Annotated in this window: 23 protein-coding genes and 3 tRNA genes; 17 read left to right on the top strand and 9 right to left on the bottom strand. The window is 71.2% G+C overall.

Annotated features, from left to right (window positions below; genetic code table 11):
• Positions 1-54 precede the first annotated feature (54 nt).
• Positions 55-2,022, bottom strand: coding sequence for a M3 family metallopeptidase (locus ACWD0F_RS28300; protein ID WP_449880506.1), 1,968 nt, complete (start codon positions 2,020-2,022; stop codon positions 55-57).
• 169 nt (positions 2,023-2,191) lie between these two features.
• Here ACWD0F_RS28300 and ACWD0F_RS28295 point away from each other — a divergent pair.
• Positions 2,192-2,263: transfer RNA gene (locus tag ACWD0F_RS28295), tRNA-Gln, on the top strand.
• 37 nt (positions 2,264-2,300) lie between these two features.
• Here ACWD0F_RS28295 and ACWD0F_RS28290 read toward each other — a convergent pair.
• Entirely contained in the window at positions 2,301-3,230 is a 930-nt protein-coding gene (locus ACWD0F_RS28290) for an alpha/beta fold hydrolase (protein WP_449880504.1), read from the bottom strand.
• Between the two features lie 146 nt (positions 3,231-3,376).
• Between ACWD0F_RS28290 and ACWD0F_RS28285 the strand changes: the two genes are divergently transcribed.
• The 4 genes from ACWD0F_RS28285 to ACWD0F_RS28270 all read left to right on the top strand — a co-directional run bounded on the left by ACWD0F_RS28285 (position 3,377) and on the right by ACWD0F_RS28270 (position 5,611).
• Positions 3,377-4,606, top strand: coding sequence for a sensor histidine kinase (locus ACWD0F_RS28285; protein ID WP_449880502.1), 1,230 nt, complete (start codon positions 3,377-3,379; stop codon positions 4,604-4,606).
• 42 nt (positions 4,607-4,648) lie between these two features.
• Positions 4,649-5,263 (top strand): response regulator, encoded by a 615-nt coding sequence (locus tag ACWD0F_RS28280; RefSeq protein WP_449880500.1) that lies wholly within the window; start codon positions 4,649-4,651, stop codon positions 5,261-5,263.
• Positions 5,264-5,444: 181 nt separating this feature from the next.
• A tRNA-Glu gene (locus ACWD0F_RS28275) sits at positions 5,445-5,520 on the top strand.
• 18 nt (positions 5,521-5,538) lie between these two features.
• A tRNA-Glu gene (locus tag ACWD0F_RS28270) sits at positions 5,539-5,611 on the top strand.
• Positions 5,612-5,917: 306 nt separating this feature from the next.
• Here the strand turns inward: ACWD0F_RS28270 and ACWD0F_RS28265 are convergent.
• A complete protein-coding gene (locus ACWD0F_RS28265) occupies positions 5,918-7,630 on the bottom strand; it encodes a hypothetical protein (RefSeq protein WP_449880498.1) in 1,713 nt (570 codons plus the stop codon).
• A 210-nt stretch (positions 7,631-7,840) separates the two neighbouring features.
• Positions 7,841-8,557, bottom strand: coding sequence for an IclR family transcriptional regulator (locus ACWD0F_RS28260; protein WP_449880496.1), 717 nt, complete (start codon positions 8,555-8,557; stop codon positions 7,841-7,843).
• A 62-nt stretch (positions 8,558-8,619) separates the two neighbouring features.
• Between ACWD0F_RS28260 and leuC the strand changes: the two genes are divergently transcribed.
• The 4 genes from leuC to ACWD0F_RS28240 all read left to right on the top strand — a co-directional run bounded on the left by leuC (position 8,620) and on the right by ACWD0F_RS28240 (position 11,225).
• Entirely contained in the window at positions 8,620-10,005 is a 1,386-nt protein-coding gene (gene leuC, locus ACWD0F_RS28255) for a 3-isopropylmalate dehydratase large subunit (RefSeq protein WP_449880494.1), read from the top strand.
• Between the two features lie 15 nt (positions 10,006-10,020).
• Positions 10,021-10,608 carry a 3-isopropylmalate dehydratase small subunit gene (gene leuD, locus ACWD0F_RS28250; protein WP_449880492.1) on the top strand — a complete coding sequence of 196 codons (588 nt, stop codon included), beginning with the start codon at positions 10,021-10,023 and terminating at the stop codon, positions 10,606-10,608.
• On the top strand, positions 10,587-10,826 hold the full coding sequence (locus tag ACWD0F_RS28245; protein WP_449880490.1) for an SCO5555 family protein: 240 nt from the start codon (positions 10,587-10,589) through the stop codon (positions 10,824-10,826). The genes leuD and ACWD0F_RS28245 overlap by 22 nt, the downstream gene beginning before the upstream one ends.
• A gap of 99 nt (positions 10,827-10,925) precedes the next feature.
• Entirely contained in the window at positions 10,926-11,225 is a 300-nt protein-coding gene (locus ACWD0F_RS28240; RefSeq protein ID WP_449880488.1) for an HU family DNA-binding protein, read from the top strand.
• Positions 11,226-11,291: 66 nt separating this feature from the next.
• Here ACWD0F_RS28240 and ACWD0F_RS28235 read toward each other — a convergent pair whose 3' ends face one another.
• Positions 11,292-11,498 carry a hypothetical protein gene (locus tag ACWD0F_RS28235; protein ID WP_449880486.1) on the bottom strand — a complete coding sequence of 69 codons (207 nt, stop codon included), beginning with the start codon at positions 11,496-11,498 and terminating at the stop codon, positions 11,292-11,294.
• Between the two features lie 70 nt (positions 11,499-11,568).
• Entirely contained in the window at positions 11,569-12,204 is a 636-nt protein-coding gene (gene cofC, locus ACWD0F_RS28230) for a 2-phospho-L-lactate guanylyltransferase (RefSeq protein WP_449880484.1), read from the bottom strand.
• 123 nt (positions 12,205-12,327) lie between these two features.
• Here cofC and ACWD0F_RS28225 point away from each other — a divergent pair, with 123 nt between their 5' ends.
• From ACWD0F_RS28225 to ACWD0F_RS28215, 3 genes are all read left to right on the top strand, one after another.
• On the top strand, positions 12,328-12,993 hold the full coding sequence (locus ACWD0F_RS28225) for a lysophospholipid acyltransferase family protein (protein ID WP_449880482.1): 666 nt from the start codon (positions 12,328-12,330) through the stop codon (positions 12,991-12,993).
• A gap of 4 nt (positions 12,994-12,997) precedes the next feature.
• The gene (locus tag ACWD0F_RS28220) at positions 12,998-14,008 is read left to right on the top strand and encodes an NAD(P)H-dependent glycerol-3-phosphate dehydrogenase (protein ID WP_449880480.1); all 1,011 of its coding nucleotides are present in this window, start codon (positions 12,998-13,000) and stop codon (positions 14,006-14,008) included.
• 64 nt (positions 14,009-14,072) lie between these two features.
• On the top strand, positions 14,073-15,167 hold the full coding sequence (locus ACWD0F_RS28215) for a D-alanine--D-alanine ligase family protein (protein WP_449880478.1): 1,095 nt from the start codon (positions 14,073-14,075) through the stop codon (positions 15,165-15,167).
• Here the strand turns inward: ACWD0F_RS28215 and ACWD0F_RS28210 are convergent.
• Together ACWD0F_RS28210 and ACWD0F_RS28205 are read right to left on the bottom strand one after the other, a co-directional pair.
• Positions 15,150-15,581: a DUF3515 family protein gene (locus ACWD0F_RS28210; RefSeq protein WP_449880476.1), complete on the bottom strand. Its 432-nt coding sequence runs from the start codon at positions 15,579-15,581 to the stop codon at positions 15,150-15,152. The two genes, ACWD0F_RS28215 and ACWD0F_RS28210, sit on opposite strands and share 18 nt — an antisense overlap.
• Before the next feature lie 13 nt (positions 15,582-15,594).
• Positions 15,595-15,828, bottom strand: coding sequence for an Lrp/AsnC family transcriptional regulator (locus tag ACWD0F_RS28205; protein ID WP_449880474.1), 234 nt, complete (start codon positions 15,826-15,828; stop codon positions 15,595-15,597).
• A 68-nt stretch (positions 15,829-15,896) separates the two neighbouring features.
• Here ACWD0F_RS28205 and ACWD0F_RS28200 point away from each other — a divergent pair, with 68 nt between their 5' ends.
• The 3 genes from ACWD0F_RS28200 (at position 15,897) to thiD (ending at position 19,540) form a co-directional block, all read left to right on the top strand.
• On the top strand, positions 15,897-16,844 hold the full coding sequence (locus tag ACWD0F_RS28200; RefSeq protein WP_449880754.1) for a thiamine-phosphate kinase: 948 nt from the start codon (positions 15,897-15,899) through the stop codon (positions 16,842-16,844).
• Positions 16,845-17,109: 265 nt separating this feature from the next.
• Positions 17,110-18,729 (top strand): hypothetical protein, encoded by a 1,620-nt coding sequence (locus tag ACWD0F_RS28195; protein WP_449880472.1) that lies wholly within the window; start codon positions 17,110-17,112, stop codon positions 18,727-18,729.
• Between the two features lie 16 nt (positions 18,730-18,745).
• Positions 18,746-19,540 (top strand): bifunctional hydroxymethylpyrimidine kinase/phosphomethylpyrimidine kinase, encoded by a 795-nt coding sequence (gene thiD / locus ACWD0F_RS28190; RefSeq protein WP_449880470.1) that lies wholly within the window; start codon positions 18,746-18,748, stop codon positions 19,538-19,540.
• A gap of 88 nt (positions 19,541-19,628) precedes the next feature.
• Here thiD and rpmB read toward each other — a convergent pair whose 3' ends face one another.
• Entirely contained in the window at positions 19,629-19,814 is a 186-nt protein-coding gene (gene rpmB / locus ACWD0F_RS28185; RefSeq protein WP_049556934.1) for a 50S ribosomal protein L28, read from the bottom strand.
• Positions 19,815-20,013: 199 nt separating this feature from the next.
• Between rpmB and ACWD0F_RS28180 the strand changes: the two genes are divergently transcribed.
• Both ACWD0F_RS28180 and recG read left to right on the top strand, forming a co-directional pair.
• A complete protein-coding gene (locus ACWD0F_RS28180; RefSeq protein ID WP_449880468.1) occupies positions 20,014-21,558 on the top strand; it encodes a DAK2 domain-containing protein in 1,545 nt (514 codons plus the stop codon).
• 58 nt (positions 21,559-21,616) lie between these two features.
• On the top strand, positions 21,617-23,794 hold the full coding sequence (recG, locus tag ACWD0F_RS28175) for an ATP-dependent DNA helicase RecG (RefSeq protein WP_449880467.1): 2,178 nt from the start codon (positions 21,617-21,619) through the stop codon (positions 23,792-23,794).
• The last annotated feature ends 412 nt before the right edge of the window (positions 23,795-24,206 follow it).

Genomic DNA, 24,206 nt, shown 5'->3' with positions numbered 1-24,206 from the left:
CGCGGCGGCTGACGAGAGGCGCCGTCCCTCTCGTCAGCCCGCCGCCTCGGACCGTCAGTCCAGCCCGCGGCGGACGAGCAGCGGCTGAATGCTCGCCTCGCGCCCGCGGAAGTTGCGGAACGCGGTCAGCGGGTCGAGGCTCCCGCCCCGGGAGAGCAGCTCGCGGCGGAAGTGGTCGCCGTTGGCCCTGGTGAGCCCGCCGTTCTCCTTGAACCACTCCACGCTCTCCGCGTCGAGCACCTCGCTCCAGATGTAGGAGTAGTAGCCGGCGCTGTAGCCGCCCGCGAAGATGTGCGCGAAGTAGTTGGTCCGGTACCGCGGACCGACCGTCGGCAGGGCGATCCCGGCGGCCTCCAGGGCGGCGACCTCGAACGCCTCGGCGTCGGCCACCGTCTCCCCGGCTGCCAGCTTGTGCCAGGCCCAGTCGAGCAGCGTCGCGCCCAGGTATTCGACGGTCTTGAAGCCCTGGTTGAACTTCTCCGCCGCGTTCAGCTTGCCCACCAGGTCGGCCGGCATCGGCTCGCCCGTCTCGTGGTGCTTGGCGTAGTTGGCCAGCACCTCGGGCCAGGTCACCCACATCTCGTTGACCTGCGACGGGTACTCGACGAAGTCGCGCGGCACGCTGGTGCCCGACACGCGCGGGTAGCGCACCTGCGAGAACAGGCCGTGCAGCGCGTGCCCGAACTCGTGGAAGGCCGTGTTGACCTCGTCGTAGGTGAGCAGCGTCGGCCCGGAGGAGGGCTTGGTGACGTTGAGGTTGTTCAGCACGACCGGCTTCAGCGCGAACAGCAGGGACTGGTCGACCAGATTGTTCATCCACGCGCCGCCGCGCTTGTTCTCCCGCGCGTACGGGTCGAGCACGAACAGCCCGAGGCGGCTCCCGTTCTCCTCGAACACCTCGAACACCGTCATGTCCGGGTGATATCCGCTCAGGTCGGACCGCTCGGTGAAGGTGACGCCGTACAGCTTGGCGGCGGCGAAGAAGACGCCGTCGCGATAGACCCGGTTGAGCTCGAAGTAGGGCCGCATCGCGGCGCCGTCGAAGTCGTAGCGCGCCTCGCGCACCTTCTCCGAGTAGAACGACCAGTCCCACGGCTCGATGTCGAACCCGGCCTGCTCGGCCAGCTCCCCGGCCTCCTTGCGGGCGTTGCGCACGGCGGGCCCGACGAGCTGCCCGAGCATCGCCTCGACCGCCTCGACGGACTTGGCCGTCTGGTCGGCCACGGAGTAGGCGGCGTGGCTGGGGAAGCCGAGCAGCGCCGCCCGCTCGGCCCGCAGCGCCGTCATCCTGGCCGCCAGCCCGAAGTTGCCCGGGGCGCGGCGGACGCTCAGCTCGTAGAGCCTGCGGCGCACGTCACGGTCGGTGAGCTGGGCGAGGGCGGGCTGGGCGGTGAAGTTCAGCAGCGGCAGGACGTACTTGTCGTCCTTGCGCAGCGACTCGATCTTGGCCTCGTCGAGGCCGTCGAGCTCCTTGGGGTCCGTCACCACCAGCGCCGACTCGGTCGACGCCTTCAGCAGGCTCTGCGCGAACTCGGTCGAGAGCTTCGACAACTCCTCGTTGAGCTCGCGCAGCCGGGCCTGCTCAGGCTCCGACAGGTCGGCCCCGGCCCTGATGAAGTCGTCGCGGTACTTCTCCAGCAGCCAGGACTCCTCCGGGTCGTCCGTGCTCACCTGCTTGATCCGGGCCCACAACGCCCGGTCGAGCCGGATCGCGTCGCTGTGCCTGGTCAGCTCGGGAGAGATCTGCTTCTCGATCTCCATGATGCCGTCGCTGGAGTTGGAGGCCGCGAGGCTGAAGAAGACGGTGGCCGTGCGGTCGAGGATCCGCCCCGAACGCTCGAGTGCCGCGATCGTGTTGTCGAAGGTCGGCGCGTCCGCGCTGCCGGCGATCGCGTCGACCTCGGCGAGCTGCACGGCCATGCCGCGCTGGAAGGCGGGCAGGAAGTGCTCTTCGCGGACATCCGCGAAGTGCGGCAGTTCGTAAGGCAGACTGCTGGGGGCGAAGAACGGATTCTCGACCAACGCTTTGGCTCCTCCACGTGGTGTTTTGTCCCCATCAGCTTGGCACGACCGGGCCCGTGCCGGGGGCGGGGGAGGGCGGGTCCGCCAATCGTTTTGGTCTTAGCCCCAGAGCTGGGCTATTCTTTCGGACGTCGCCAAACGCAGGTTCCTCGGGACTGCTGCGTAGCGGTGGGGTATGGTGTAATTGGCAGCACGACTGATTCTGGTTCAGTTAGTCTAGGTTCGAGTCCTGGTACCCCAGCAGTGAACGGATGTCTCCGCGAAGAGGCGTCCGTTTTTCATTTCGCGAGCCGATGCAGAATGTCAGTGATCTGCCGATACGCCGCCGGCGTCGGCGCGTGTGACGTCTCCACCGTGAAGACCTCGAATCTGTTGCCCGGCGTAGCCGCGTCCGCCTCCCTGATCATGCGATCCTGCAGCGCGAGCGGGATCACCCGGTCGCGCGCGTGCCTGATGTAGACCCGTGGCACCCGCCCCCACGACCCCTTCCGTCCCCGCGCGTCGGCGCTCGACACCTGGAGGCTCTCATCGGGCAGCAGCGTGTTCAGCATGGCGAGGAGCTCGCCGTCGCTGCCCTCCGCCATGAACGCCGTCTTGGCCGCCTCCAGGAAGTCGCGGTCATTGGTCCGCCAGTTGACGCGGATCGCGTTGAGCACGCGCGGGTCTCCGACGATGGCGCCCAGGACGCTGGTCGCCAGGCTCGTCTCGTTCTCTGGCGTCTCCAGATACGCGGCAGGCGAGCGCAGCTCGGTGCAGCAGTACGCCGCGTCGTAGACGAGCCGGTCGATCAGGTCCGGCACCGCGTCGGCCGCCTTCGTGATCGTCGCGCCGCCCAGGCTGCCGCCCACCAGGATCACCGGGCCGTGGCCGGAGGCGCGGCGCACCACGTTCACCGTGGCCTCGACATAGTCGTCCAGCGTCACGCCGGTCACGGGGGAGGGGAGCACGGCCAGCTTCGCCAGGTCCTGCGGCGCCTGGTAGGCGTGGTGAAACTGCTCCTCGGGGCCGTGCCCGGGCAGGCTCACCCCCACGGATCGGTGGCCGCGCAGCGTCAGCTCGGGATCGGCCGAGGCCACGCCGTTGGAGCCGGTCACGAAGACGTACGTGGTCACCTCCTTGGGTTTGCCGGGCTTGGCCGTGGCCACGGTGGCACCCGTGCCTGCTACGGCGGCGAACTGGAACATCTTCCTGCGGGTCGGATCGTTCATACGGCGATGTTCGCCGAGGCCGGGGCGGTCGCACATCGCCCGCGCGGCGCGACGTCCGATGGATGCCGGGCATCGCACGCGCGGCGTGCCGTCCGGGGGATGCCGGGCATCCACCGATCGGCCGATGTCGTGTCAGGCTTGACCTCATGAGCCGGCTCGACGGCCGCGAGCGCTGGGTCTTCCTGGGGCTCGCCTACGGACTGCTCGCGATCTCCACGACCGCGGCCGTCCTCGCGACCCCGCCCTCCGGAGCCGTCTTCCTGCCCGCGGCTTCGTCCCAGCCCGGCCTCTCGCCCGTGCCGTGGCCCCTTCCCTGGGCTTTCTCCTGGCCCGTGCTCGCCGTGTGCACCGCGTTGTGGCTGGCGCCGATCGCCTGGCTCCACCCCCGCCGCGACACCCGCCGCGTCCTCGTCATCGCCCACTACATCGTCCTGATCGCCCTCGCGGGCGCGCTGATCGTGCAGAGTGCGGCGTTCGTCCTGTTCGCCGCGATCGGCTACCCGCTCGCGATCGCCCTGCTCCCCGCCCGGCTGGTCATGTCAGGGGTGATGATCACCGCCGTGGTGACGGTGGCCGCCCAGGCGGGCCCCGGCGCCCGGTCCACCGTACTCACCGTGATCGCCGGCGTGGCCCTGCCGCTGGTCCTGGCCGGTTGGTACGTCTCCGCCGAGCACGACAAGCGCCGCCGCCTCGTCGATCGGCTGCGTGCCGCCATGGCCGAGAACGCCGACCTGCACGCCCGGCTCCTCGACCAGGCCAGGCACGCGGGCGTCCTCGGCGAGCGGCACCGCATGGCGGGCGAGATCCACGACACGGTCGCCCAGGATCTCGTCGCCCTGATCAGCCAGCTCGACGCCGCCCGCCGCGCCTCGCCGGTCGTCGGCGGCCGCCGTCACCTCGACCTGGCGGCCGAGCTCGCCCGCCGCAGCCTGGCCGAGGCTCGCAGGTCGGTGCGCGCGCTGGGTCCCGAGCCGCTGGAGGACGCCCGGCTGCCGGAGGCGATCAGCCGGATGGCCGGCTCGTGGTCGCGGACGTCGGGCGTGCACCTCACGCTGGAGATCACCGGCACCCCCGTCACCCTGGCGGCCGAGGTGGAGGCCACCCTGTTCCGCGTGGCCCAGGAGGCGCTGGCCAACGTCGCCAAGCACGCCAGGGCCACCAGGACGGGCCTGACCCTGTCGTACACCGGCGAAACCATTCTCCTGGACATTCGCGATGACGGCGCGGGCTTCTCCCCGCAGACGCCCACTGACGGCTTCGGCCTGGACGGGATGCGGCAGCGCGTCCGCGGCGCGGGCGGCACCCTCACGATCGAGTCCGCCCCCGGCCACGGCACCGCCGTCGCCGCCGCCCTCCCCGCCCTGCCCGGTCAATGAGAGCCTGATGGCAGGACGACACGATCACCTCGCGGAGGACCGATGCGGCTGAGGCTGCTGATAGCCGACGATCACCCCATCGTGCGCGACGGCCTGCGCGCGGCCCTCGGCGGCGAGCCGGACCTCGAAGTCGTCGGAGAGGCGGCCGACGGAGCGGAGGCGGTGCGCCTGGCCGCCGAGCTGCACCCCGACGTCATCCTCATGGACCTGCGCATGCCCGGCATGGACGGGCTCACCGCCATCCGCCGGCTCAGCGGCACCGGACCACGCGTGCTGGTGCTGACCACGTTCGACACCGACATCCTGCCCGCGCTGGAGGCCGGCGCCAGCGGCTACCTGCTGAAGGACGCTCCTCCCGAGGAGCTGGTGCGCGCCGTCCGGGCCACCCACGCGGGCGAGACCGTCCTCGCCCCCGCCGTCGCCGCCCGCCTGGCCGACTCCCTGCGCAGACCCGCCAGGGGACGGCTGAGCAAGCGCGAGTCGGAGGTGCTGCGCCTGGTGGCCGCAGGAGCGACGAACAAGGAGGCGGCGGCCACGCTCTTCATCAGCGAGGCCAGCATCAAGACACATCTCCTGCACATCTACGCCAAACTCGACGTCCGCGACCGCGCCGCCGCCGTAGGGGAGGCCTACCGCCGCGGCCTCCTCCACGACTGACAGCGTGGAAGCAGCGTGGAAGAGCTCGACGTGCCGGGGGCCGCGAGGCCCGGCGGACGCGCGGGTCCGGCGCCACAGGCCGGACCTGATGGGCTGATAAGCGGTTTGGTTGTGGTCTGCGGGGTGCGGTAGAGTTACCGACGTCGCCGGGGGAAACCCCGGCACAGCAGCTTGTGGACAGGGTCCCGTCGTCTAGTGGCCCAGGACGCCGCCCTCTCAAGGCGGTAGCGCCGGTTCGAATCCGGTCGGGACTACCACTGTCACAAGCTCACGAAGGTCCCGTCGTCTAGTGGCCCAGGACGCCGCCCTCTCAAGGCGGTAGCGCCGGTTCGAATCCGGTCGGGACTACACCTTCACCAAAGCTCCGGAGCCCAAAAGCCCGGAGCTTTCCGCATTCTGGCATCCCAAGCTCACGAGCCATGATGAGGCGGATCGAGCTCGCCGCCCTCCGCGAAGTTCCCGGCTGTCACGTCGCAGGCCCACGGTGCGCACGTAACGGCGCCCGGCCCCGTGAACCGGAGGAGCGTTCCCCTGGACAGAGCCCGGCCATGTGCGGCGGGCGGACTCTCCCGTGCGAAGCCGTAAAACACGAAATCACCTCCCCCACCGGGGCAAATTGGGCCGGTGGGGGGACGTCATCACGCGAAAAGCGAGTTACACCGAGCGGGCCTTGAACAGGGCGCGGCGGGCCGTCTTGGCGACCTGCTTGTCCGGGTGGACCTGCGAGATCAGGTCCAGCAGCTCCTCCACATGAGCGTGCGGGATCTTCCAGATCACTTCGAGCAGGCTGTTGACCATGTCCGGCCCGATGTCCCGCAGGCTGCCGACGAACTCCGACCGCCCCAGACCCGCGGAGATCGTCCACATGTCCAGGATCAGCCAGTGCGTGTCGTCCTGCGTGGGCTCGGGAGCACCCTCGATCTCCAGCTGACTCAGATGGGTGGCCGCGTAGGGCCGCAGGGAAGGCTGCTTGAGTGCCGCCTGCCAGGCCGGGATCGCGGCCTCGCCCAGCGTGCCGACCACGCTGGCCGCCTGCACCCTGATGAGCGCGTCGCTCTCGTCCTCGGCCGCCGCGTCCAGCAGCTCCTCGGCGGCCTTGCTGGGCTCCCGCAGCCGCATCCAGGCCGCGAACTCCGCGTCCGCCTCGTCCTCCGGCAGCTCGGCGCTGAGCGCCAGCAGCTCGTGGGCGCTCATCGACTCGATCGCCGGCCGGGCGTCCACCTCGATGTCGGCGTCGTCGACCAGGTGGACGACGCCCTCGGTGCCGAGCGCCGTGAGGCTGAGGACCTTGCCGTCGAGCTGGACCATGCCATAGCCGACCAGCCAGTCGATCGCGGGCGCCAGCGGGTCGCCCGCCGCCTCCCACGCGTCCGCGCCGAGCTCGTCGAGGTCGGCCGCGGCCTCGGACAGCTCCTGCGCCAGCTCGTCGACGTCGCGCGAGCCGCCGCCGAGCAGCAGCCTGACCAGGACGCCCCGCGTCAGGCCCGCCAGGGCCATCGTGAGGTCGTCGTCCTCCAGCTCGGGGTCGCCGTAGTCGACCGAGTGCAGCCCCAGCATCCACGCGTCGAGGACGTCCTCGTCGTCGTCGAACGGCCACTCCGCCGTGTCGTCCTGCACCGCCACCGTGCCGGCGTCACCGGGCTCCAGGAACTCCAGGTCGACGGCGAGGTTCCAGATGTTCCACAGGTAGGGGACGACCTCGGAGACCGGGCCGTCGGTCTCGGGCCTGGGCAGCCCGACGGCGACCAGCGCCTCCTCCACCTCGGCGTCGGTGAGCAGGGTGTCCTCGCCCACCCGGCGCCCGGAGCCCACCCACAGGGCCAGATCGCGGGCCTTGGCGACCAGCGGCACCTCGCGGGCCGCGGCGGCCAGCTCGGTGTCGGGTCGCAGCCTGATCGTGTCGAGCTCGGCCAGCTCGTCGGCGAACGGCTCGAAATCCCCCAGATCGCCGACCTCGTCGTCCTCCCCGTCCGCGCCCTCGGCGTCTTCGAGCAGCTCCTCCATGAGGTCGACGAACTCGTCCTCGACGTCGTCGAGCTCGGACTGCAGCTCGTCGAGGGAGTCGGAGCCCTCGGTCAGCTTGCCGGTCTGCGAGAGGAACGTCAGGTACGCGTCCACGGCCGGGAGCATTCCGTCGGCTGCCGCGTCGGGATCCTCGACGACCTTGGGCATGCGGTCGAGCAGGAGGTTGCGCAGGTCGGCACGCTTCCACGTGCCGAGGTCCTGCGAGAAGGCGAGACGGTGCCAAAGTGCGGCGGGGCCCACGAGCTCTGGGTCGCTGCCGGGCGCGTTCGCGCGCGCCCACAGGATGAACTCTTCGAGCAGGGGTCGCAGCTCAGTGGCGGCTACCTCGATGCGATCTGTCACGCACTCAGGCTAGTGCGCCCGCGAGGCAGTCGGCTCCCCAAATACCTCCTTTCGCCGATCATGACGTGCGAACGTGGCGGTTCCGACAGGGGAAGACGGCCTGCGGACGTGGCGCTTCCGCCAGGGTCACCTGGCGTGCCGGGTACCAGAGTCACGTCAGCGGCCGTCGATCCCGAAGCCCGGAAGATCACGGCGCGCGGGTCGGAGAAGTCAGGACGTGCGGCGCATGGCCTCGCTGATGCGTTCGGCCGCCGCCATCACCGGTACGGCGTGCAGCCGCCCGGGAGCCCGCGTGAGCCGCTCGATGGGGCCGGAGACGGACACGGCCGCGATCACCTTGCCACCGCTCCCCCTTATGGCGGACGACACGCTCGCCACGCCCTGCTCGCGCTCGCCGACGCTGTGCGCCCACCCACGACGCCGTACGGAGGCCAGCGTGGCGGCGGTGAACTTGGCGCCGCGCAGCCCCCGGTGCAACCGGTCGGGCTCCTCCCAGGCCAGCAGGATCTGCGCCGCCGAGCCGGCCGTCATGGGCAGTGCCGACCCCACGGGAACCGTGTCACGCAGGCCGCTCGACCGCTCCGCGGCGGCGACGCAGACCCGCTCGTCACCCTGGCGGCGGTAGAGTTGCGCGCTCTCCCCGGTCAGATCCCTGAGCTGAAGCAAGACGGGGGCGGCCACCGCCAGCAGCCGGTCCTCGCCGGCCGCCGTGGACAACTCGGAGAGCCGCGGGCCCAGCACGAACCGGCCCTGTGTGTCACGACTCACAATGCGGTGATGCTCAAGAGCGACGGCCAGCCGGTGTGCCGTAGGCCGGGCCAGGCCGGTGGCCTGGACGAGCTGTGCCAGGGAAGCGGGTCCCGCTTCGAGGGCATTGAGTACCAGAACCGCCTTGTCGAGTACTCCGACTCCGCTAGAGTTGTCCATACACCGATACTGCCGTCTCGACATATGAGAAGCAAGTCGGGGGCAATCTCAAGGAGGAGATCATGGGCCGCACACTGGCCGAGAAGGTCTGGGAGCAACACGTAGTCCGGCGTGCCGAGGGCGAGCCGGACCTCCTCTATATCGACCTGCACCTCATTCACGAGGTGACCAGCCCGCAGGCGTTCGACGGGCTCCGTCTCGCCGGCCGCAAGGTGCGCAGGCCCGATCTCACGATCGCCACCGAAGACCACAACGTGCCCACCGTGCTCGGCCCGATCTCCGACCCCGTGTCCAAGACCCAGGTCGAGACGCTGCGCAAGAACGCCGCCGAGTTCGGCATCAGGCTCCATCCGATGGGCGACGCCGGTCAGGGCGTGGTGCACATCATCGGCCCGCAGTTCGGCCTGACCCAGCCGGGCATGACGATCGTCTGCGGCGACTCCCACACCTCGACGCACGGCGCGTTCGGCGGCATCGCGTTCGGCATCGGCACCTCCGAGGTCGAGCACGTGCTCGCCACGCAGACGCTGCCCGCCTACCGGCCGAAGACGATGGCCATCGAGGTCTCGGGCGAGCTGCCCGCCGGCGTGACCGCCAAGGACCTGATCCTGGCCATCATCGCCCAGATCGGCACCGGCGGCGGCCAGGGCTACATCGTCGAATACCGCGGCGAGGCCGTGCGCAAGCTCTCCATGGAGGGCCGCATGACCGTGTGCAACATGTCCATCGAGGCGGGCGCCCGCGCCGGCCTGATCGCGCCGGACGAGACCACGTTCGACTACCTCAAGGGCCGTCCGCACGCCCCCGAGGGCGAAGCCTGGGACCAGGCCGTCGCCTACTGGCAGTCGCTGCGCACCGACGACGACGCCGTGTTCGACAGTGTCGTGGAGATCGACGCCACGACGCTGACCCCCTACGTCACGTGGGGCACCAACCCGGGCCAGGGCCTGCCGCTGGGCGACGCGGTCCCGTCACCCGAGTCGTTCGCCGACCCGGTGGCGCGCTCGGCCGCCGAGCGGGCGCTTGAGTACATGGGCCTGACCGCCGGCACGCCGCTGCGCGAGATCGAGGTCGACACGGTGTTCGTCGGCTCGTGCACCAACGGCCGCATCGAGGACCTGCGCTCGGCCGCCGAGGTCCTGCGCGGCCGTCAGGTGAAGACCCGCACGCTGATCGTGCCCGGCTCGATGCTGGTCAAGCTGCAGGCCGAGCAGGAGGGCCTGCACGAGGTGTTCAAGGCCGCGGGCGCCGAGTGGCGCGAGGCCGGCTGCTCGATGTGCCTGGGCATGAACCCCGACATCCTCCAGCCGGGCGAGCGCAGCGCCTCCACCTCCAACCGCAACTTCGAGGGCCGCCAGGGCAAGGGTGGCCGCACCCACCTGGTCTCGCCGCAGGTCGCCGCCGCGACCGCCGTCACCGGCCGCCTGACCGCCCCCGCCGACCTGTAAAGGAGACCCCGACCGATGGACGCCTTCACCACCCACACCGGTACGGCGGTGCCGCTGCGCCGCAGCAACGTCGACACCGACCAGATCATCCCGGCCGTCTGGCTCAAGCAGGTCAGCAGGACCGGTTTCGAGAGGGGCCTGTTCGCCGCCTGGCGCGAGGACCCGACGTTCGTCCTGAACGACCCCTCCTACGAGGGCGCCTCGGTCCTCGTCTCCGGCCCCGACTTCGGCACCGGCTCCTCGCGCGAGCACGCCGTCTGGGCGCTGCAGCAGTACGGGTTCCGCGCCGTGATCGCCGCCCGCTTCGGCGACATCTTCCGCAACAACTCCACCAAGATGGGCCTGCTGCCGGTCATCCTGCCCGCCGACAAGGTGGAGGCCCTGCAGACGGCCGTCGAGGCGGAGCCCACGCTGGAGGTCACCGTCGACCTGGTCGAACGCCAGGTGCGCTGGGCCGGCGAGGTCGTCCCGTTCGAGATCGACGACTACACCCGCTGGCGGCTGCTGGAGGGCCTCGACGACATCGGGCTGACCCTGCGTCACGCCGAGGATGTGACGGCGTACGAGAATGGTCGGCAGCCATGGCTGCCGACGACCGTCTAGAAGACGACGCACTGGCGCGGCGGTTGCGGGAAGCGCACCGCCGCGTCCGCGTGCTGCCCGCCGCCGAGAAGGAGCGGGCCGCGCGCCGATATCTCACGATCTGTGACCTTGCGAAGCGGGATCCGGAAAGGGCGGCGGCCCGCCTCGACGCGTTTCTGGCCGCTCTCGACGGGGCCTCCGACACGCCACGCAATGAGGAAAACACGCTAGGTGATTGAGTTCCCCCGCAATCCCGCCTACTTTCGAGCGCGTAAGGGGTTTCTACGTCGAACTCGTGAGCTGGAACCCCGAGCCGTCACTGGGGGAGCAGAACTTTCATGAACAAGCGAGAACTCGTCGAGGCCATCGCGGATCGGGTCGGCGACAGGAAAGCCGCCACCGAGGCCGTCAACGCGGTCCTCGACGCCATCCAGAAGGCCGTGTCCAACGGCGACAAGGTTTCGATCACGGGCTTCGGCGCGTTCGAGATGGTGCACAAGCCTGCCCGCACCGCCAGGAATCCATCCACCGGCGCGGAAATCAAGGTCTCGGAGAGCTGGGCGCCCAAGTTCCGCCCCGGCTCGGATTTCAAAGAGCTGGTCAACGACGGCGGCAAGAAAATCGGTAAGAAGAAGTAACCCTGTCACACCGTCACGCCCGGGCCGCGAGGCCCGGGCGTGACGCATTCAGCGGCGCCTTCCGCCCTACGCGTCGGGGACCGGGAAAGTCGACAGCGTGATGAACGTGATCTCCCCGCCGGACATCGCCAGGTTGACCCGCTGGCCGGAGCGCAGCAGCCGCAGCGGCCCCGCGTCGAAGGCGGGCGTGCCGAACTCCAGCACGGTCCCGTCGTCGAGGAAGACCGTGCCCGCGCGAGTGGTCTCGTCGAAGCTGCGTACCGTGGCTTGCACGCAGACCAGCGTAAGGCCCGGCCCGCCCCGTTGCGAGGGCGCCGGGCGGGGACCTCGCCTCATGATCTGATCAGGCCGGCGGCCACAACTCCTCGACGACCGCCGCCGTGTGCGCGCCCAGGCCCAGCGCGATGGCGGCCCGCAGGTCGTCGGGTGTGTCCACGTCCCGCCTGACCGAGTCGATCCCCGGCACGCACACCTCCTTGGCCCCGCCCGCCAGGTGCTTGGCCCGCGACTCCCCGCCGAAATGCGGGGTGAACGGCCTCCCGGGGCGCACCCCGTAGAAGGTCGTCCCGACGTCCAGCGCGTCCGGCACGAACGACTGGTCGAACTCGGCCGCCGCCCCCAGCGCCACCCCCAGCTCGGCGGGCCGCAGCGCGGGCAGGTCGGCCTGCAGGGCGCCCACGCCGTCGCCGGGCGCCAGGCGTACGGCATGGGCGGCCCCGGTGCGCAGCGCGGTGTTCAGCCCGCGGTCCGGATCGTGCACCACGTCGGCGCCCAGCGCGGCCAGCGGCCCCGCGGCGGCGGGGTCGGCGGTGACCACGATCACCCGGGCGACCAGCGGACACGACAGCGCCGCCGCCACGGTGTCGCTGGCGACGGCGACGGCGAACCTGGTGCGGCGCGTCCCTGTCGCGGCGGCCAGCCGCGTCTTCGCCGCGACCAGCGTCTTCACCGGAATGACCAGGGACCAGCGGATGCTCATAGGCTTAAGCATCGCGCCTCGACATCCCGGGCGGCCAACCGGGAGACTTGGTGCATACCGTAGGTGTTGGAGGAGACCATGAGCCGCCCCACGCGACCATCGCGTTTTTGGGAATCACTGGCAGTGGCGATCGTGAAACCGCTGTCCACGCTCCTGGTCAAGAGGGACTGGCGCCGGGGGGAGCGCATTCCCCGCTCCGGCGGAGTGATCATCGCGGCCAACCATCTCTCCTGGGTGGATCCGGTCCTGCTTTCGCACTATTTGTTCAACAACGGCCGCTGGCCGGTGATTCTCGCGAAGTCCGCCCTGTTCAGGGTGCCGCTCCTGGGCCGGGCCGTCACCGGCCTGCTGGCCATCCCGGTCGATCGCGGCAGCAAGGAGGCCGCCAGGTCGCTGAGCCTGTCGGCCCAGCGGCTGCACGACGGTTGCGCGATCCTGTTCTACCCCGAGGGCACCTGCACCCGCGATCCCGGCCTGTGGCCCATGGTGGGCAAGACCGGCGCGGCCCGGCTGGCGCTGGAGAGCGGCGCGCCGGTCATCCCGGTGGCCCACTGGGGGGCGCAGGAGCTGCTCCCGTACGGTGAGAAGAAGCCCAGGTTGTTCCCCCGCAAGACGTTCCACGTGACGGTGGGGCCGCCGGTGGACCTGTCGAAGTACGCCGGCCGGCCGCCGCACGCCGACGTCCTGCGCGAGGCGACGGCCGACATCATGGTGGCGATCACCGAGCAGCTCGCCGAGCTGCGCGGCGAGCAGGCGCCCGCGACTCCCTACGATCCCGCGGAACGGTGATGGCATGACGAAGGTGGCCGTGTTCGGCACAGGCTCGTGGGGCACCACGTTCGCCATGATCCTGGCCGAGGCCGGCAACCTGACCACGCTGTGGGGCCGCAGGCGGGAGGTCGTCGAGTCGATCGACCGCGACCACGCGAACCCCGACTATCTGCCGGGCGTGGTCCTCCCGGCCGCGCTGCGCGCCACCACCGATCCGGTGCGGGCGCTCGACGGTGCCGACTTCGTGGTGCTCGCCACGCCGTCCCAGGTCCTGCGGCCCAACCTGGCCGCCTGGCGCGAGCACATCCCGCCGCACGCGGTGCTGGTCAGCCTGATGAAGGGCATCGAGCTCGGCACCACCAAGCGGATGAGCGAGGTGATCCGCGAGGTGGCCGAGGTGCCGGAGGAGCGCGTCGCGGTCGTGTCGGGGCCCAACCTGGCCAGGGAGATCGCCGAGCGGCAGCCCGCCGCCACGGTCGTCGCCTGCACCGACGAGTCCGTCGCCGAACGCCTCCAGGCGGCCTGCCACCTGCCGCCCTGGTTCCGCCCCTACACCAACACCGACGTGGTCGGGGTCGAGCTCGGCGGCGCGGTGAAGAACGTGATCGCGCTGGCCGTGGGCGTCTCCGCGGGCATGGGCATGGGCGACAACGTCAGCGCCATGCTCATCACCAGGGGGCTCGCCGAGATCTCGCGCCTGGGCGCGGCGCTCGGCGCCGACCCCCACACGTTCGCGGGGCTCGCCGGGATGGGCGACCTGGTCGCGACCTGCACCTCGCCGCTGTCGCGCAACCGCACGTTCGGCGAGAACCTGGGCCGGGGCATGACGCTGGCCCAGGTCGTCGCCGCGACCAAGCAGACCGCCGAAGGCGTGAAGTCCTGCGAGTCGGTGCTGGCGCTGGCCAGGAAGCACGACGTCGAGATGCCGATCACCGAGGTCGTCGTCGGAGTCGTGCACGACGGCATGTCGCCGGCCGAGGCCGGGATGTTGCTGATGTCCCGCACGCCCAAACCGGAGCGTTACGGTCTGTGAGAAAGACCTGACTACGGCGTGCTTGGCTCGCTGTGATGGGGACACCCCGGTAGATTCGGACACCATGAGCAAGCCACGCGTCGCCGTCGTTTTCGGAGGCCGCAATTCCGAGCACGCCGTGTCCCTGATGGGCGCGGGGAGCGTTCTGGATGCGATCGACAGGAGCAAGTACGAGGTGATCCCCATCGGGATCGCCCAGGACGGCAGGTGGGTGCTGGCCAGTTCCGACCAGCGGTTCGCCATCGAGTCGGGTGAGCTGCCGGTGGTCGACACCAAGGGCGCGGCGCTGGCGCTGCCGTCCGGCGGCGGCACGCTGGTGGCCTACGACCCGGGCAGCATCCCCGTGGAGCTCGGCTCCGTGGACGTGGTCTTTCCGGTCATGCACGGGCCGTTCGCCGAGGACGGCACGATCCAGGGGCTGCTGGAGATGGCCGGGGTGCGTTATGTCGGCTCCGGCGTGCTGGCCAGCGCCGTGGGCATGGACAAGGCCCACATGAAGACCGTCTTGGCCGCCGCCGGGTTGCCGATCGGCCGCTACGTGGTCGTCCGCGACCGCGACTGGCGCCTCAGCCGCGAGCTCGTCATGAAGGAGGCCGAGGAGCTCGGCTATCCGGTGTTCGTCAAACCCGCCAGGGCGGGCTCCTCGCAGGGCATCTCCAAGGCCTCCGACCGGGCCGAGCTGGAGACGGCCGTGGAGTTCGCCAGGCAGCACGACCCCAAGGTGCTCATCGAGGCCGCGATCGTCGGCAGGGAGCTGGAGTGCGCGGTGCTGGAGTCGCTCGGCGACGAGCCCGCGGCCGCGTCGATGCCCGGCGAGGTCAAGGTCGAGGGCGGCCAGGAGTTCTTCGACTTCGAGGCCAAGTACTACCCCGACCAGATGTCGCTGACCGTGCCCGCCGACATCCCGAGGGAGACGGGCGAGGAGCTGCGGGCGATGGCCGTGCGCGCGTTCGAGGCGCTCGACTGCGAGGGGCTCTCGCGGGTCGACTTCTTCTACACGGCCGACGGCGGGCTGGTGCTCAACGAGATCAACACGATGCCGGGGTTCACGTCGTTGTCGGTGGCGCCGCAACTCTGGGCCGCCTCGGGCCTCGACTATCCGGCGCTGGTCGACCGGCTCGTCCAGCTCGCCCTGTCGCGGTCACCGGGCCTGCGTTGAGATCTCGCCGACCGGCTTCGACAGGTCCGCGAGCACCTCGCCGGCCACGTGCTCGCCGCCGATCGTGACCTCCACGTAGACGATGTCCGTCACCGCCGTGAACAACGCCGGCTTCTCGGGATCGGCGAACCAGCCCACCCCGCCGATCTCCTGGAGCTGGTCGGTGGGCGCCATTCTGACCGGCCGCGGCACGCCGCAGCGCAGCGCCATGACCCCGTCGCCCCACACGGCCACGTACGGCGACCGCGGCGTGGACGTGCCGCGCTCGTCGCCGTCGAGCGTCTGGGGCAGCAGGGTGGCCAGCTTGTCGCAGGCCGCCACCGCCTCGCCCTGGGGCGTGGGGGGATCGACCTGCAGAGTGCCACCGCAACCGGCGAGCGCAAGGAGAACGAGCAAGACGGCGGCGGCACGCATGCGACGACAACCTTCAGATGTGGACGATCGGACACGTAAGAGTACGTGTGATCCCTTCCACCGCCTGAATCTGCGCGACGACGAGCTTGCCCAGCTCATCGACGTTGCCGGCCTCCGCGCGCACGATCACGTCGTAGGGCCCCGTCACGTCCTCCGCCTGAGTGACCCCGGGAATCCCGGCAATCTCGCGGGCCACGGCAGCGGCCTTGCCGACCTCGGTCTGAATAAGGATGTAGGCCTGCACCATTACGTCCTCCCGGGCGATTCGATCACGCCGATGGGTAACCGTACCCTGTGTGCGTCAGGAGGTGCGTCATCACAGTCGGAGATCTCGGCGAATTCGGTGTGGTAAATCGTATTACCGGACGTCTGCCCCAAGGCGCCGCGGTGATACTCGGGCCGGGTGACGACGCGGCGATGATCAGCGCGCCCGACGGGCGCGTCGTCGTCTCGACGGACCTGCTGCTGGAGGGCCGGCACTTCCGCCGCGACTGGTCCAGCGGCTACGACGTGGGCCGCAAGGCCGCCGCCCAGAACCTCGCCGACATCGCCGCCATGGGCGCCGTGCCGACGTCCATCGTGGTCGGCCTCGGGATTCCCGCCGACCTGCCCGTGAGCTGGCTCGACGCGCTGACCGACGGGTTCGGGGACGAGTGCGCGGTGGTCGGCGCGAGCGTGGCCGGCGGTGACATCACCCGCTCCGGCCAGATCGTCATCGGGGTGACCGCCCTGGGCGACCTGGGCGGGCGGGCTCCCGTGACCCGCTCAGGGGCCAGGCCGGGGCAGGTGGTGGCGATGGCGGGCAGGCTGGGGTACGCCGCGGCCGGGTGGGCGCTCCTGGAGGCCGGCGCGGCCCTTGACTCCGCCCTCCTCCAGGAGGCCGTGGCCGGGCACCGGCGGCCCTGTCCTCCGTACCCGATGGGGCCGCGGGCGGCCGAGCTGGGCGCCAAGGCCATGCTGGACGTCAGCGACGGGCTGCTGCAGGACCTGGGCCACATCGCCAAGGCCAGCGGGGTGGGGATCGAGCTCGATCCCCGGGCTTTCGCCGTGGGCGAGCCCGTGGCAGCGGCGGCCAAGGAGCTGGGGGTCGATCCGCTGGAGTGGGTGCTCACCGGTGGCGACGATCACGCGCTCGCGGCGGCGTTCCCCGCGGAGGTGCACCTTCCGGCGCCGTGGCAGGTCGTGGGCCGGGTGGTCGAGGGCGCGGGCGTGCTGGTGTACGGCCGGGAGATCGAGCGGGGCGGCTGGGATCACTTTCGGTGATTATCTGTCCCGATTTAAGTGATATTTTCCCGTTTTGGGGTACGACTAGCGGGATTATTGTGACAGCGGCGTAGTAAAGGTGTTATGAAGATTGGCGGCCATGTAACCGGCAGGAAGGGCAGCCATGGGCCGCCACGGACCAGGTGGATCCGACGATGGCGAAGAACGGGAGGACAGCGCATTCTGGGGTCCCGATGAGCAGGGCGAGCCGCAAGGCTGGCCTTCGCTGCCGGACCAGCCTGAGGTGACGGGGCAGTGGGCCCCGATGCCACGGCGACAGGACGGGCCGCCGCCGCGCGTACCGCAGCCTGAGCCGTTCGAGACCACCGGGGCTTTCGCGCTGCCCAACGACCCTGGCAACGGTTACCCTCCGGCCAACGACCCCGCGGGCGCCTTCTTGCCTCCGGACCCCATGGGGGGCCAGGCAGGACCGTTCGAGACGACGGGCGCCTTCGTCCGGCCGTCGGAGTGGGGTCCGCCCGCGGACGGCCCCTTCGGCTCTGAGCGCACGGGCTTCTTCGGTGGCCCTGACGGCGCGCCGGGCCCCGGTCAGCCGCCAGGTCCTTTCAGCGGGCCATCAGGTCCTTTCGCCGCGCAGCCGGGCCCCTTCGACGGACAGCAGCCCCCTCACAGCGGGCAGCCGGGCCCGTTCGACGGCAGGCAGCCCCCTCACGCCGCGCAGCCGGGTCCGTTCGACGGACAGCAGCCCCTTCATGGCGGGCAGCCGGGTCCCTTCGACGGTCCGGGCAGCGGCTTCTTCGACGGCCCGGGCAGCGGCCCCTTCGACAGGCCGGTCGACCAGCCTTTCGGCGGGCCCGCTGACGGGACCGCCAGATTCGACTTCCCCCAAGGTCCCCAGGGGCCGCCAGAGCCCGGCGACGTCAAGGTCGCCGGCGAGCCGACCGTCATCGAGGCCCCGGCATGGGCGAACGCGGATACCGGCTTCCTGCGCTCGGGCTGGTCCGACTCCGGCTCCGGCTCTGACACCGGCTCCGGCTTCAGTTTCGACGAGCCGGACGAGCCCCGTGGCCGCCGCGGTCGCCGTAAGGGCGGACGGCGCGACGACGTGCTCGCGGCCCCTCCGGGAGCCGGCAAGGGCAAGGTCGCGCTGCTCTCGGTGGCCGCCGTGGCGGTCGTGCTGGGCGGCACGGTGGCGGGCGTCAAGTTCATGAGCGCCCCCACCGACCCCGGCCAGTGCGTCGGTACGACCTGCGCCGCCATAGAGGCCAGCACCAACCGGCCGGGCCCAGAGGTCTCCGACCCGGCCACGGAGGAGACGGAGCCGCAGGAGGGCACGCCGGACGGGGAGGCGGAGGAGACCACGCCATCCGGGACCCCGAAGCCGACGGCCTCGTACGGCGCCCGCACACCCCGCCGCACCGCGCAGCCGACGCCGACCCCCACCAAGACCAAGGTGAAGACCTCGGCGAAGCCGACGAAGACGCAGGCTCCGCCGGTCGAGGAGAGCGCGTCGGAGACGCCCAGCGAAGAGGCGTCGACGGTGGACGACGACGACACGGGCGTCGCGCCGACGGTCATCCCCGAGCCCACGAGCACGGCGACCATCGAGCCCGGCCCCAACGGCCAGGGCGGCTCGGTGAACGTCCAGCAGAAGATCACCCAGCGCGTCGCCACCTACAAGGCGAACCTGCAGGTCTCGAACACCTCCGGGCAGACGCTGCAGAGCACCACGTTCTCCGTCCCCGTCCAGGGCCGGGTCATGAGCGTGTCCGGCGCCGAATGGACGCAGGACGGCGACCTGCTGATCCTGGACCTGCCGCCGCTGGCGTCGGGCGACGCGATCGACGTCTCGTTCACCGCCACGGGCCGGGGCTCGAAGGCGGGGACCTGCGGGATGGTCAGCGGGGAGTGCGCCGTCACCTGAGTGGTTGGATGGGGACATGACGGTTTCGACCCCTCCACGCGTGCTGACCGTCGCCGGCTCCGACTCCGGCGGCGGCGCGGGCATCCAGGCTGACCTGAAGACCATGATGGCCATGGGCGTCCACGGCATGAGCGTCATCGCCGCGGTGACCGCCCAGAACTCCCTGGGCGTCCAGGGCTATTGGGAGCTGCCGCCCGAGGCCGTGCGGGCGCAGCTCGACTCCGTGCTCGGCGACATCGGCGCGCAGGCGGTCAAGACCGGCATGCTCGCCTCGTCGGTGCTGGTGGAGACGGTGGCGGAGGTGCTCGCGTCGTACGCAGCCCCAGTGGTGGTGGATCCCGTCGGGGTGTCCAAGCACGGCGACTCGCTGCTCGCGGCCGAGGCCGTGGAGACGCTGCGGACGCGGCTGCTGCCGCTGGCCACCGTGGTGACGCCGAACCTGTGGGAGGTCGAGCAGCTCACCTCGGTCAAGGTGGAGGACGAGGACGGCCTGCGCGAGGCGGCGGAGGCCGTGCTCGCGCTCGGGCCCGCCTGGGCGCTGATCAAGGGCGGCCATCTGCCCGGCGCTCCGGTCGACCTGCTCACCGACGGCACGAACGAATACCGCTTCACCGCCGACCGCCTCGACAACCGGCACACCCACGGCACGGGCTGCACGCTCGCCTCGGCCATCGCCTCCCGCCTCGCGCAGGGTGACGAGGTGCCGGAGGCGGTGGGGAAGGCGAAGGAGTACGTGACGGGCGCGATCGCCCGGGGCTTCCCCCTGGGTGGCGGCATCGGCCCGGTCGACCACGCCTGGCGCTGGCGCTGATCCAGCGCCGGTACGCCGCCGGTGGTGGAAACGACGAAAGCCCGCCGCCTCTGGAGCCAGAGGTGGCGGGCTTTCGTGTAAGTCGAAACTAGCGGGTGACTTTGCCCGCCTTGATGCACGAGGTGCACACGTTCAGTTTCTTCGGCGTGCCGCCGATGACCGCGCGAACCGTCTGGATGTTGGGGTTCCAACGACGGCGGGTGCGGCGGTGAGAGTGGGACACGTTGTTGCCGAAGGTCGGCCCCTTGCGGCAGACATCGCAGACGGAAGCCACGGTATCGCTCCTTAAAACAGTCGATATAGCCCTGTCCGCTGATGCTTTCCGGGCGAAGGGCATGCCGGAACAACCGGCCAGCCACAAGACAATATCCGATCCACCCCGGTCGGCGCGAACCAGAACGCTGGACGAGCCCATGGGCGGCGATATTCTCCAGAACAACGTTAGCGCATGCGGGGAGTTCGGAGTCGCGCAGATGAAGATCCTCGACCCCCCGGCGGTGCGCCGCTGGGCCCGCCTGGCCGCGGATGCCCTGGGCAGGGCCAGGACGGAGATCGACGCGCTCAACGTCTTTCCCGTCGCCGACGGCGACACCGGCACCAATCTGCATCTGACCATGCTCTCCGCGGCCGAGGCCGTCGAGTCGCTGCCCGACGACGTGGACGCCGCCGTGGTGTGGCAGACCCTGTCCTACGGCGCCATGGTCGGGGCCCGCGGCAACTCCGGGGTGATCGTCAGCCAGGCGCTGCGCGGGCTCGCCGAGGTGCTGAAGGACGGCCACGACCTGCGGGCCGGGCTGCTCAGGGCCGCCGTGCTGGCCAGGGAGGCCGTGGCCAGGCCGGTGGAGGGCACGGTGCTGAGCGTGCTGGAGTCGGCGGCGCGGGCCGTACAGGGGATGGACGGGGGCCTGCACGAGGTGGCGCGGCGGGCGGCGGGGGCGGCGCGGGCGGCGTTGCGGCGCACCCCTGACCAGCTTGAGGTGCTGGCCCGCAGCGGGGTCGTGGACGCGGGCGGCGCCGGCGCGGCGATCATGCTGGAGACCCTGGCCGCCGTGATCACCGGCTCCCGCACCGATCGTTACGAGGTGCCCGCGCCGACCGCGCGGGTGTCGCCGATGACGGAGGTGGGGGCCGGCTACGAGGTGATGTACCTGCTGGACGCCGACGACCGCGCGGTGGCCGGGCTGCGCGCGGAGCTCGACGCCATGGGCGACTCGCTGGTGGTGGTCGGCGGCGAGGGACTGTGGAACGTGCACGTCCACGTGCCCGAGGCCGGCCCCGCCGTGGAGGCCGGGCTGCGGTCGGGGCGGCCGCACCGGATCAGGATCACGTACCTGGCCGAGCGTACCCATCGCGGCAGCGCGGCCAGGGGAGTGGTGGCGGTCGCCGCGGGAGACGGTATCGCGGCGCTGTTCGAGGAGAGCGGCGCGGTCGTGGTGCGGCGCGAGCCCGGCTCCCGGCCGGCGCTGGCCGCCATGCTGGCGGCGATCAGGGAGGCGGGCGGCGAGGTCGCCGTCCTGCCGAACGACGAGGGCGTACGCGCCGTCGCCGCCGCCGCGGCCGAGATCGCCCGCGAGGACGGTGTCGCGGTCAGCGTGCTGCCCACGAAGGCGACCGTGCAGGGGCTGGCCGCGCTGGCCGTGCACGATCCGCTGCGCCGCTTCGACGACGACGTGGTGGCGATGACCGACGCGGCCGGTCACACGCGGTACGGACATCTGGCGGTCGCGGACAAGGACGCGTTCACCAGCGCGGGGTTGTGCCGTCCCGGGGACGTGCTCGGGATGATCGACGGGGACGTGGCGGTGATCGGCGGCTCGCTCGACAGCGTGGCGACCATGGTCGTGGACCGGATGGTGGCGGGCGGCGGCGAGCTGGTGACCCTGGTCACGGGGTCGGCGGCGCCGACCGGCCTCGCGGCCCGCGTCGAGGAGCATCTCGGGCGGGCACGCCCGGACGTGGACCTGGTCGTGTACGACGGCGAGCAGGGCGGCTACCCCCTGCTGATCGGGGTGGAATGAGGCCCGCCGGGCGGCGTCGCGGACATCCTGTCGGCCGCAGGCGGTAGAACTTAGTGCCGTGAGCCGTTTCGACGAGCCTCTGACGAAGGCCCTCGACCCGAAGACCGCCAAGTTGCTGCACAGTGTGCTCGACCTGGAGACGGTCGGTGACCTGCTGCGCCACTATCCACGGCGCTACGCCGAGCGGGGCGAGCTGACCTCGCTGGACGCGCTGGAGGTCGACGAGCACGCCACCGTGGTGGGCGAGGTGACCAGGCTCATGCGCAAACCCATGCGCAACCGGGGCGGCACCTGGCTGGAGGTCGAGGTCGTCGACGGTGACGGCAACCGCCTCTACCTGGCCTTCTTCGGCAAGGGCTCGCACGTGGCCGAGTCGCGGCTCGAGGCGGGCAGGCGCGGGATGTTCGCCGGCAAGGTGGGGCTGTTCGGCGCGCGAGGCAAGCCGCGGTGGCAGCTCTCGCATCCGGAGTTCGAGCTGTTCGAGGAGGGCGAGGCGAGCGCTCAGGAGTTCGCCGCCGCGCCGGTGCCGATCTATCCGGCGGGCAAGGACCTGACGCCGTGGGCGATCCGGCGGGCGATCGGCGTCGTGCTCGACACGCTCGGCCCGCTCGACGATCCGCTGCCCGCCGCTCTGCGGGCCCGCCACGGGCTCCAGGACCTGGGCGACGCGCTGGTCGCCATCCACCGGCCGAAGGACTTCGCCGAGATGGGGCGGGCGCGCAACCGGCTGAAGTTCGACGAGGCGTTCGTGCTGCAGGCCGTGCTGCTCCAGCGCCGCCAGGCCGCCACCGCCTGGCCCGCCAAGGCCCGGCCCAGGAGCTCCGACGGTCTGCTCGCCGACTTCGACACGCGGTTGCCGTTCTCGCTGACGGAGGGGCAGGCGCAGGTCGGCGAGGAGATCGCCGGCGATCTGGCGCGCGAGCACCCGATGCACCGGCTGCTGCAGGGCGAGGTCGGCGCGGGCAAGACGGTGGTGGCGCTGCGGGCGATGTTGCAGGTGGTCGACGCGGGCGGGCAGGCGGCGCTGCTGGCGCCCACGGAGGTGCTCGCCCAGCAGCACCACCGCTCGATCACGAGCATGCTCGGCGACCTGGCGCAGGGCGGCATGTTCGGCGGGACGGCCGTCACGCTGCTGACCGGCTCCATGGGCGCCGCGGCCCGCCGCTCCGCGCTGCTCGACGCCGCCTCCGGCACGGCCGGGATCGCCGTCGGCACGCACGCGCTGCTCCAGGAGCACGTGCAGTTCGCCGACCTGGGGCTGGTCGTGGTGGACGAGCAGCATCGCTTCGGGGTGGAGCAGCGCGACGCGCTGCGCGAGAAGGCGGGCGACGCGCGCCCGCACGTCCTGGTCATGACGGCGACCCCGATCCCGCGCACGGTGGCCATGACGGTCTTCGGCGACCTGGAGGTCTCGACCCTCTCCCAGCTCCCGTCGGGCCGCGCCCCCATCACCACCCACGTCGTCCCGGCCGCCGAGAAGCCCCACTACCTCGAACGCACCTGGCAGCGGGTGCGGGAGGAGGTCGCACTCGGGCGTCAGGCCTACATCGTGTGCCCGCGCATCGGCGACCTGGAGGGCGACGAGGGCGACCTGGCCGCCGCCACGACCGACGACGAGCGCCGGCCGCCGCTCGCGGTCCTGGAGGTGGCCGAGCTCCTGACCGAGGGCCCCTTCGCCGACCTGCGCGTGGCCACGCTGCACGGCAAGCTGCCGCCGGAGGAGAAGGACGCGATCATGCGCGCCTTCACCCGCGGCGAGATCGACGTCATGGTGGCGACCACGGTCATCGAGGTGGGCGTCGACGTGCCCAACGCCTCCGTCATGATCATCATGGACGCCGACCGCTTCGGCGTCTCCCAGCTCCACCAGCTCCGCGGCCGGGTCGGCCGCGGCGGCCTGCCCGGCCTCTGCCTCCTGGTCTCGGACTTCCCCGAGGGCACGCCCGCCAGATCGCGCCTCGACGCCGTGGCCGCCACCCTGGACGGCTTCGAGCTCTCCCGCGTCGACCTGGAGCAACGCCGCGAGGGCGACGTCCTGGGAGCGGCCCAGTCGGGCAAACGTTCCTCGCTCAAGCTGCTGCAGTTGCTCCGCGACGAGGACGTCATCGTCACGGCCCGCCAGGAAGCCGGCGCCCTCCTGGCGGAGGATCCGGACCTGACGGCTCATGAGGGCCTGAGAGCGGAGATAGACCGCCTCCTGGAGGACGAGCGAGCGGACTACCTGGAAAAGACCTGACACACCCCCTCAGGCCCCGCAGAGGCATACATCTCAGACCGCACACCATGAGACCGCATGCTGTGCGCACAAAACGGGGTGCCCAACAGCACACCGGCAGCAACCCGGGCGCGTACCGGTGGCGGACGCAGAAGTGCCCGGCAGCAACCGGGCGTACCGGCGGCGGGCGCGCAGGCGTGCCCCCAGCGCACGAAAGCGGGTGCGACGGGTTGGGATGCGCGAGAAACAGGATGCCCAGCCGCGGGGACGGCCTCCCCCCGAATGCCGTCCCCGGCTGGGCCCACCCTCGGGTCAGGTGCCGAGGGAACCGGCGTGCGGAAGGGCTCACGATCACGCCGGTCGGCCTCCATGTGGGTCACCTTGAAGGCCGCAGACTCATCATGCGGGCCGACCGGCCCCGATGCCAATCACC

Source organism: Nonomuraea sp. NPDC002799 (assembly GCF_053592075.1).
The sequence above is the reverse complement of the archived record's forward strand: the minus strand, read 5'-3'. Positions and strand labels throughout refer to the sequence as shown.

What these genes read in the sequence shown, in the direction of transcription:
- ACWD0F_RS28280 (WP_449880500.1), top strand. Translation starts at nt 4,649, where the DNA reads ATGCGGCTGAGGCTGCTGATAGCCGACGATCACCCCATCGTGCGCGAC.
- ACWD0F_RS28260 (WP_449880496.1), bottom strand. Translation starts at nt 8,557, where the DNA reads ATGGACAACTCTAGCGGAGTCGGAGTACTCGACAAGGCGGTTCTGGTA.
- ACWD0F_RS28205 (WP_449880474.1), bottom strand. Translation starts at nt 15,828, where the DNA reads ATGGTGCAGGCCTACATCCTTATTCAGACCGAGGTCGGCAAGGCCGCT.
- ACWD0F_RS28285 (WP_449880502.1), top strand. Translation starts at nt 3,377, where the DNA reads ATGAGCCGGCTCGACGGCCGCGAGCGCTGGGTCTTCCTGGGGCTCGCC.
- ACWD0F_RS28245 (WP_449880490.1), top strand. Translation starts at nt 10,587, where the DNA reads ATGGCTGCCGACGACCGTCTAGAAGACGACGCACTGGCGCGGCGGTTG.
- ACWD0F_RS28240 (WP_449880488.1), top strand. Translation starts at nt 10,926, where the DNA reads ATGAACAAGCGAGAACTCGTCGAGGCCATCGCGGATCGGGTCGGCGAC.
- ACWD0F_RS28215 (WP_449880478.1), top strand. Translation starts at nt 14,073, where the DNA reads ATGAGCAAGCCACGCGTCGCCGTCGTTTTCGGAGGCCGCAATTCCGAG.
- leuD (WP_449880492.1), top strand. Translation starts at nt 10,021, where the DNA reads ATGGACGCCTTCACCACCCACACCGGTACGGCGGTGCCGCTGCGCCGC.
- ACWD0F_RS28210 (WP_449880476.1), bottom strand. Translation starts at nt 15,581, where the DNA reads ATGCGTGCCGCCGCCGTCTTGCTCGTTCTCCTTGCGCTCGCCGGTTGC.
- ACWD0F_RS28180 (WP_449880468.1), top strand. Translation starts at nt 20,014, where the DNA reads ATGAAGATCCTCGACCCCCCGGCGGTGCGCCGCTGGGCCCGCCTGGCC.
- ACWD0F_RS28220 (WP_449880480.1), top strand. Translation starts at nt 12,998, where the DNA reads ATGACGAAGGTGGCCGTGTTCGGCACAGGCTCGTGGGGCACCACGTTC.
- thiD (WP_449880470.1), top strand. Translation starts at nt 18,746, where the DNA reads ATGACGGTTTCGACCCCTCCACGCGTGCTGACCGTCGCCGGCTCCGAC.
- leuC (WP_449880494.1), top strand. Translation starts at nt 8,620, where the DNA reads ATGGGCCGCACACTGGCCGAGAAGGTCTGGGAGCAACACGTAGTCCGG.
- ACWD0F_RS28195 (WP_449880472.1), top strand. Translation starts at nt 17,110, where the DNA reads ATGCCACGGCGACAGGACGGGCCGCCGCCGCGCGTACCGCAGCCTGAG.
- cofC (WP_449880484.1), bottom strand. Translation starts at nt 12,204, where the DNA reads ATGAGCATCCGCTGGTCCCTGGTCATTCCGGTGAAGACGCTGGTCGCG.
- ACWD0F_RS28290 (WP_449880504.1), bottom strand. Translation starts at nt 3,230, where the DNA reads ATGAACGATCCGACCCGCAGGAAGATGTTCCAGTTCGCCGCCGTAGCA.